Here is a 9,033-nt window from a genome sequence, read left to right on the forward strand (position 1 = left end):
GTTGCTCGGTGCGGCGGTGGGGCTCGCTGAGTCCGACGGGCTGGTGCTGACCGGCAAGCTGTCCCTGCGCACCCACCCCTGGCTCGCCGACCACACGGTGCTGGGCCAGGTCGTCCTGCCCGGCACGGCCTATCTGGAACTGGCGCTGCAGGCCGGCGAACAGGTCGGGTGTGAGCGGCTCGACGAACTCACCCACGAGGCGCCGCTGATCCTCCCGGAGGACGGCGAGCTGGTCCTCCAGCTGACCGTCGGCGTCCCCGAGGACTCCGGCCGCCGCACCCTCACGCTCCACTCTCGCCGCGGCGAAGAGCCGTGGACCTGCCACGCGCGGGGAGTCCTCGCCCCCGACGACACGCCGGACGACCATCCGGACCTCGCCTCGTGGCCGCCCCCGGGTGCCACGCCTGTCGATGTGCGGAGCTTCTACGACGACCTCGACGGCACCGCGTTCCGCTACGGCCCGGCGTTCGAGGGGCTGAGCGCGGCCTGGCGACGTGGCGCCGAACTGTTCGTCGAGGTCGACCCGGCACAGGGTCCGAGCGTGGCCGGGTACGGCGTGCACCCCGCCCTGCTGGACAGCGGCCTGCAGGCCATGCGGCTCGGTTTCGTCAATCACGACCTGGAGCAGGACCCGGACCAGGCCAGGCTGCCGTTCAGCTGGACTGGCGTGCGGCTGCACTCCGCCGGCGCCTCCAGCCTGCGCCTGCGCATCGTGCGGGCCGGACAGGACACGGTGGCCGTCGCGGTGGCCGACGCCACCGGCCGTCCGGTGCTGTCGATCGGCTCGCTCGTGCTCCGGCAGGTCGCGGCGGCCCAGCTCCGCGGTGCCGCACGGACCGGTCGGGACGGTGCCCTGCACACCCTCACCTGGCGGGACCTCGAACCCGGCACGGCAGCCGAGGCACCACCGGATGGCCGCGTCGTCGTCGTGGCCCCCGAGGCGTCAGCCCTCGCCGAGGAGGACGCGCCGGTCGAGGTCTTCGCGGACCTCGCCTCGGTGACCGGCGAGCCAGCGGTGGTGCTGGCACCGCTCCTCCTGCGCCCGGCTGGCAGCCCGGCCGCATCGGCGCGGGAGGCGGCGCATCGGACCCTCGACCTCGTTCAGGAGTGGCTCGGCGACAGTCGCTTCGACGCCGCCCGGCTCGTCCTGCTGACCCGAGGCGCTGTCGCCGTCGGAGACGAGCTGCCCGACCCGGAGGCGGCGGTGGTGTGGGGCCTCGCCGGGTCGGTGCAGGCCGAGCACCCGGGACGGATCATCCTGGTCGACACCGGCGACCGGCGTCTGTCGGCGCGGATGCTCGCGACAGTGCTCGCCGCGGGGGAACCGCGGTTGGCCGTCCGCGACGGCTCCGTCCCTCTCGTCCCGAGACTGGTACGCGCCGACGCGCGGCCAGCCTCGCCCGGCGCCGACCCGCGCGACGGCACGGTCCTCGTCACCGGAGGCACCGGCGCCCTGGGCTCGGCGCTGGCCCGCCACCTGGTGACCGAGCACGGAGCCCGGCACCTGCTGCTGATCAGTCGCAGCGGTCCGCAGGCCCCCGCGGCAACTGCGCTGACGGCGGAGCTGGACCGGCTCGGCGCCGTCACGGTCGAGGTGGCCGCCTGCGATGTGACGGACCGCGGGGCCCTCGCCGGGCTGATCGCGGCGATCCCACCGGACCGTCCCCTGACCGGGGTGGTGCATGCCGCCGGAGTCGTGGACGACGGAGCTGTCGCCTCGCTGAACCACGCGAGGATCGACGGTGTCCTCGCCGCCAAGGCGGACGCGGCCTGGCACCTGCACGAACTGACCCGGGACCACGCGCTCGACTTCTTCGTCCTGTGCTCCTCGATCGCGGGCCTGGCGGGCAGTGCCGGGCAGGCGGGATACGCGGCGGCGAACGTGTTCCTCGACGCGCTGGCCGTGCGCCGCAGGGCTGAGGGGCTGGCCGCGCTCTCGCTGCTCTGGGGGCCCTGGGCCGACGAGGGAGGCATGGCCGGGGGCCTGACGGCGGCCGCGCGGGCGAGGATCGCCGCCCGCGGGCTGCGTCCGCTGGCCACCGACGTCGCGCTCGCCCTCTTCGACGCCGCGCTCGGTCAGGACGAGCCGGTCGTGTCCGCCCTCGCCATGGACCTGGGAGGTGGGCGCCCAGACGACGTGCCGTCGGTGTTCCGCGGCCTGCTGCCCACCCGTGCGAGGCGCGGTGCCGGGGCGTCCTCGCAACTGCTGCGCAGGCTCGCCGCGCTGCCCGACGTCGAGCGGGCCGTGGCGGTGTCGACACTCGTCCGCGACCAGGTCGCCCTGGTGCTGGGACACGCCTCGTCGGCGGGTGTGCCGGTGGACCGGGCCTTCCAGGATCTCGGGCTCGACTCGCTCACCGCGGTGGAGCTCCGCAACCGGCTGGCGGCCGAGACCGGGATGGCGCTCCCGCCCACGATCGTCTTCGACCATCCCACACCGGAGACCCTGGCCGAGCATCTCGGTGCCCTGCTCGCCGGCACGACGGGGACGCAGGCACCGACCGTGCCAGTCGCGGTGAGCGCAGAACAGATCGCGATCGTCGCGATGAGCTGCCGTCTTCCCGGTGGCGCGGCGACCCCGGAGGATCTGTGGCGACTGCTGGCGGATGGCGTCGACGGGATCTCGCCGTTCCCGGCCAACCGAGGCTGGGACAACGAGGGCGTCTACCACCCGGATCCCGACAAGGCGCGGACGAGCTACGCCCGCGAAGGCGGCTTCGTCCACGACGCGGACGAGTTCGACGCCGAGTTCTTCGGCATCGCCCCGCGTGAGGCGCTCGCGATGGATCCGCAACAGCGGCTGCTGCTGGAGACCGCCTGGGAGACGTTCGAGCGGGCGGGCATCGACCCGACGTCGCTGCGCGGCAGCCGGACCGGCGTGTTCGTGGGCGCCGCCGCGCAGGAGTACGGGCCGCGGCTGCACCGCGCGACCGAAGAGGTGGAGGGCTACCTGCTCACCGGCAACACCGCGAGCGTCGCGTCCGGCCGGCTCGCGTACACCTTCGGCCTGGAAGGCCCGGCCGTCACCGTCGACACCGCCTGCTCGTCGTCGCTTGTCGCACTTCACCTGGCGGTGCAGGCGCTGCGCCGGGGTGAGTGCTCCCGTGCCCTGGTCGGCGGAGTGACGATCATGGCGAATCCCGGCATGTTCGTCGAGTTCAGCCGCCAGCGCGGGCTCGCCCCCGACGGCCGGGCCAAGTCGTTCGCCGCCGCGGCCGACGGCACCATCTGGGCCGAGGGCGCGGGCATGCTCCTGCTCCAGCCCCTCGCGCAGGCGCGTCGTGACGGGCACCGGGTGCTCGCCGTGGTCCGTGGTTCGGCCGTCAACCAGGACGGTGCGAGCAACGGCCTGACCGCGCCGAACGGCCCGTCCCAGCAGCGGGTGATCGGGCAGGCTCTCGCCGACGGCGGGCTGACCGCGGCCGACGTGGACGCGGTCGAGGCGCACGGCACCGGCACCAGGCTGGGCGACCCGATCGAGGCGGGCGCGCTGCTGGCCACCTACGGGCAGGACCGCCCGGCGGACCGTCCGCTCTGGCTGGGCTCGCTGAAGTCGAACATCGGCCACGCCCAGGCGGCGGCGGGTGTCGCGGGCGTGATCAAGATGGTGAAGGCGCTGGAGCACGGCGTCCTCCCGAAGACCCTGCACGTCGACGACCCGTCCCCGAACGTCGACTGGTCGGCGGGAGCCGTGGAACTGCTGACCGAGGCCCGGCCATGGCCCGAGACGGGACGTCCGCGCCGGGCCGGGGTGTCGGCGTTCGGCGTCTCCGGTACGAACGCGCACGTGATCCTCGAACAGGGCCCACCGCACGAGGAGACGCCCACGGGGGACTCGCCGGTGTCAACCCTCCCGCTGGTGCTGTCCGCCCGGTCCGAGGAGGCGCTGCGGGCGCAGGCCGGGCGGCTCGCGACATTTCTCGAGGACCGTCCCGACCTCTCGATGGCTGCCGTGGCCAGGTCGTTGGTGGCCACCCGTACGCGTTTCGAGCACCGTGCCGTCGCCGTCGCGTCCGGGACCGACCCGGCGGCGCTGCGCGCCTGGGCTCACGGCGAGGAGCACGAGGAGATCGTGTACGGCTCCGGTACCGCGCCGTCCGGCCCGGTGTTCGTCTTCCCCGGGCAGGGGTCGCAGTGGGCCGGGATGGCCGTGGAACTGCTCGACGAGTCGCCGGTGTTCGCCGCGCGGATGGCCGAGTGCGCGGCGGCGCTGGCGCCGTTCACGGACTGGTCGCTGCTCGACGTGGTGCGCGGTGCCGAGGGAGCGCCTCCGCTGGACCGGGTGGACGTCGTCCAGCCCGCGCTCTGGGCGGTGATGGTCTCCCTGGCCGAGCTGTGGCGCTCGTTCGGCGTGCGGCCGGCGGCGGTCGTCGGTCACAGCCAGGGCGAGATCGCGGCCGCCTGCGTGGCCGGAATCCTCTCCCTGAGCGACGGCGCGAAGGTGGCGGCCCTGCGCAGCCGGCTGATCGGGGAATCTTTGGCCGGAGGCGGCGCAATGGCGACCGCCACCCTGGCACCACAGGAGTGTGCGGACTTCCTGACGCCCTGGGCGGACCGCCTCTCGCTGGCGGCGGCCAACGGCCCCCGCTCGGTCGTGGTCGCCGGCGAGGCGGTGGCCCTGGAGGAGTTTCTCGCGGCGTGCGAGGCCCGGGGCGTCTGGGCGAACCGGGTGGCGGTGGACTACGCCTCCCATTCGGCTCAGGTCGAGGGGATCCGTGCGCGCCTGATCGAGGTGCTGGGCGATCTGCGGCCGCTGCCCGCGACGGTGCCGTTCTACTCCACGGTGGACGGTCGGTGGGTCGAGCGCGACGGTGCCTCGCTGACCGCCGAGTACTGGTACCGCAACCTGCGGCAGAGCGTCCAGTTCGCGTCGGCCGTCGGCGCGCTGCTCGACGAGGGGCACCAGATCATGGTCGAGGTGAGCCCGCATCCGGTTCTCGCCGTCGGGATGACGGCGGTCGCGGAGGAGCGCGAGGCGAGCCAGGCGTTGGTGGCGGGGACGCTGCACCGTGCCGACGGCGGAATGCGGCGGTTCCTGCTCTCACTGTCGCAGCTCCTCGTACGCGGCGTCGACATCGACTGGTCGCCGGTCTTCGAGGGCTCGGGCTCCGCGACGGTGACGTTGCCAACCTACGCCTTCCAGCGCAAGCGTTACTGGCTCGACGACGACGTGCCGGTGGCGGCGGGCAACGCCGACAGTGGCCTCTGGGACGCGGTCGATCGCGGCGACCTGGCGGAGTTCTCCGCGGCGCTCGGCGTCGACCCGGCGGCCCCGCTGAGCAGCGTTCTTCCCGCGATGGCCGCGTGGCGCAGGAAACGGATGGCCGCGACCGTCACGGACTCCTGGCGCTACCGGATCGACTGGCAGCCCGCGCGGGGTACGGAGGTCTCCGGTGCCACCCTGCGGAGGGCCTGGGTGCTGGTGGCCGCGCAGGAACAGGACCGGACCGAGTTGGTGGGTGCCGCCGTCCGGGCACTGGAGCAGGCGGGTGCCGATGCCGTTGTTCTCCGCTCCGGCGACGGCCTGCTGGATGCCATCCGGGCCGTGCGGGACGTGGAAGGTGTCATCTCCCTGCTCGGGCTGGCGGAACCGGAGGCCCTGCACGCCACCGCGACGCTGATCGGGGTCCTCGGCGAGGCCGGGGTGCCGGCACCGCTGTGGTGCCTCACCCGTTCGGCGGTCTCCACCGGCGCGGACGGTGTCGCGCCGGACCCGGCCGGTGCCGCGCTGTGGGGCCTGGGCAGGGTCTGCGCACTCGAGCACCCGGACCGGTGGGGCGGCCTCATCGACGTCGAGGGTGCCGCGACCGACGAGCGGACCTGGGAGCAGGTGTTGGCCGTCGTCTCCGGCGCGTACACGGATGAGCCCGAGGCCGCCGTCCGGAGCTCCGGGGTGCGGGTGCGGCGGCTGCTGCACGCGCCGGTCGCGGCGGGGCGGGCCGCGCCGGAGTGGCGGGCGCGCGGCACCGCGCTGGTGACCGGAGGCACTGGCGCGTTGGGCGCCCGGGCGGCGCGCTGGCTGGTCCAACGGGGCATCGAGCACCTGGTGCTGGTCAGCAGGCGTGGGCCGGACGCGCCGAGGGCGGCCGAACTCGTCGCCGAACTCGAAGAGCTGGGGGCGACGGCCGAGGTCCTGGCCTGCGACGTGGCCGATCGTACGCAGCTGGCCTCGGTGCTGGCGACGATCCGGCCCGACCGGCCGCTCACGACAGTGGTGCACACGGCCGCGGTCCTGGACGACGCGCTGATCGGCTCGCTCGACCGGGACCGGATCGACGCCGTTCTCGCGCCCAAGGCCCGCGCCGCGCTGCATCTGCACGATCTGACCAGGGAGCTGGACCTGTCGGCGTTCGTGTTGTTCTCCTCCTTCACCGCAGCCGTCGGCAACACCGGCCAGGGCGCCTACGCGGCGGCCAACGCGATGCTCGACGCGCTGGCCCAGCGGCGGCGCGCGGAAGGCCTGAAGGCCACCTCGGTGGCCTGGGGCCCCTGGGCCGGGGGCGGGCTCGTGGGAGCGCCGGAGGTCGCCGCCGGCCTGAGCCGCAGGGGCGTGGCCGCCCTCGATGCCGATCTCGCCCTGGAGGTCCTGGGCTCGGCCCTCGACCGGGACGAGCCGGTGCTGGCCGTCGCCGATGTCGACTGGCCCACCTATGTCTCCGAGTTGGCGTTCGACCGGCCCGCCCGGCTGTTCGCCGAGCTGTCCGAAGCCCGGCTGGCAGACGGGGAGCAGGAGCGGCGCTCCGACGCGTCCGCCCGGCTTCGGGAGCGACTGGCCGGGCTTTCCGACGCTGACCGCGACGCCGTGCTGCTCGACCTCGTGCGCGACCGTACGGCGGTGGTGCTGGGCCACTCCGGACCGGGAGCGGTGGCCGCGGACCGGGCCTTCAAGGACTGCGGGTTCGACTCGCTGGCGGCCGTTCGGCTCCGGAACCTGCTGTCGCGCGAGACCGCCCTGAAGCTCCCGGCGACGCTTGTCTTCGACCACCCGACGCCGGCCGCGCTGGCCCGGCACCTCCGCTCGCTGGTGCTGCCGGCCGCGGCCGACCCCGCGGAGCCGGTGTTCGCGGGGCTGGACGAGCTTGAGCCGCTGCTGTCCAACTCCGACCTGAGCGCCGCCGACCGGGCGCGCATAGGCAACCGGCTGCGCGTCCTGGTCACGAGGTTGAGCGAAACCCCGAGCGGCACGGTCGGTCAACCCGAATCGGCTGACGTCGACGACGAGATCGCCGCGGCTTCGGACGACGAGGTCTTCGCGTTCATCGAAAAAGAGTTCGGAATATCCGAGACCAGGGACCTGGACCAGAGGGGGCGTTGAGCCATGGCCGATGAGGACAAGGACAGGCTGCGCTATTTCGTCAACCGGCTCACCACCGAGCTGCGGCAGGCGAACCGTCGGATCCAGGAGCTGGAGGACGGCGGCCACGAGCCGGTCGCCGTCATCGGGATGGCCTGCCGGTTCCCCGGTGGTGTCCGATCGCCGGAAGACCTCTGGCAGGTGCTGCGAGAGGGCCGGGAGGTGATGTCCCCGCTGCCCGCCGACCGCGGCTGGGACCCCGATCTCTACGACCCCGACTCCGAGCGGGCAGGCAAGAGCTATGTCCGGCGCGGCGGATTCGTCGACGACGTCGCCGGATTCGACGCGGGCTTCTTCGGGATCTCGCCGCGCGAGGCGTTGGCGATGGATCCGCAGCAGCGGCTGCTGCTCGAAACCTCGTGGGAGGTGTTCGAGCGGGCCGGCCTGCACCCTTCCTCGCTGAAAGGTAGCGACACCGGCGTCTTCGCCGGCACCAACGGGCAGGAGTACGGTTCGCGGCTGCGGCGCGCACCCGAGGAGGTCGAGGGCCACCTGCTGACCGGCAACGCCGGCAGCGTGCTCGCGGGCCGGCTGGCCTACACCTTCGGCCTCGAGGGCCCCGCGCTCGCCGTCGACACCGCGTGCTCGTCCTCGCTGGTGGCCATGCACCTCGCGGCCCAGGCCCTGCGCAGGGGGGAGTGCTCACTCGCCCTGGCGGGCGGCGTCACCGTCATGTCGACCCCGGTCGTGTTCGTGGAGTTCAGCCGCCAGCGTGGCCTGGCCCCGGACGGTCTGTGCAAGGCGTTCTCCGAGTCCGCCGACGGCACGGGGTGGTCCGAGGGGGCGGGAGTGCTGCTGCTCGAACGGCTCTCGGACGCCCGACGCAACGGCCACCAGGTGCTTGCCGTCCTGCGGGGCAGCGCCGTCAACCAGGACGGCGCAAGCAACGGGTTGACCGCTCCGAACGGCCCGTCGCAGGTGCGGGTGATCCGGCAGGCGCTGGCCGACGCACGGCTGTCCCCGGCCGACGTGGACCTGGTCGAGGCGCACGGCACCGGGACGACCCTCGGCGACCCCATCGAGGCGGGCGCGCTGCTGGCCACCTACGGGCAGGAGCGCGGTGACGGCGGTCCGCTGTGGCTCGGGTCGGTGAAGTCCAACCTCGGGCACACCCAGGCGGCTGCCGGGTTGGCGGGCGTGATCAAGACGATCATGGCGATGAGACACGGAGTGCTGCCGAAGACTCTGCACGTCAGCGAGCCCTCCCGGCATGTCGACTGGGATTCGGGTGCCGTCCGGCTGCTGACCGAGGAAACCCCCTGGCCGGACAGGGGGCGCCCCTACCGGGCGGGCGTGTCCTCCTTCGGGGTCAGCGGCACGAATGCCCACCTGATCCTCGAGTACGAGCCGGAACCGGACCGGACCGGGGAGGAGGTCACGCCGGAACCCTCCCAGGTCGTGCCCGTCCTGCTGTCCGGCCGCGGCGAGGCGGCGTTGCGTGCGCAGGCCGGGGACCTGCTGGCCCACCTCGAGGCCCGACCTGGCCTGGCGGTCCTCGACGTGGCCCGCACCAGGGCACTGACCCGTGCGATGCAGGACAACCGTGCCGCCGTGCTCGCCGCCGACCGGGACGACCTGCTTGCGGGCCTGCGGGCGGTGGCGTCGGGTCAGGTGGTGTCGGGTGTGGTGGGTGGGTTGGCGGTGGAGCAGGGTGGTGTGGCGTTTGTGTTTACGGGTCA

2 protein-coding genes are annotated in these 9,033 nt (G+C 73.7%); both read left to right on the forward strand.

Annotated features, from left to right (window positions below; genetic code table 11):
• The first annotated feature begins 1 nt into the window (after position 1).
• The gene (locus AB0B14_RS36580; RefSeq protein ID WP_357526735.1) at positions 2–7,315 is read left to right on the forward strand and encodes a type I polyketide synthase; all 7,314 of its coding nucleotides are present in this window, start codon (positions 2–4) and stop codon (positions 7,313–7,315) included.
• A gap of 3 nt (positions 7,316–7,318) precedes the next feature.
• Positions 7,319–9,033: beta-ketoacyl synthase N-terminal-like domain-containing protein (locus AB0B14_RS36585; protein ID WP_357081003.1), on the forward strand; the 1,715-nt coding region annotated here is incomplete at its 3' end.

Origin of the sequence: Micromonospora sp. NPDC049171, assembly GCF_040648275.1 — a bacterium.
Classification (GTDB): Bacteria; Actinomycetota; Actinomycetes; order Mycobacteriales; family Micromonosporaceae; genus Micromonospora.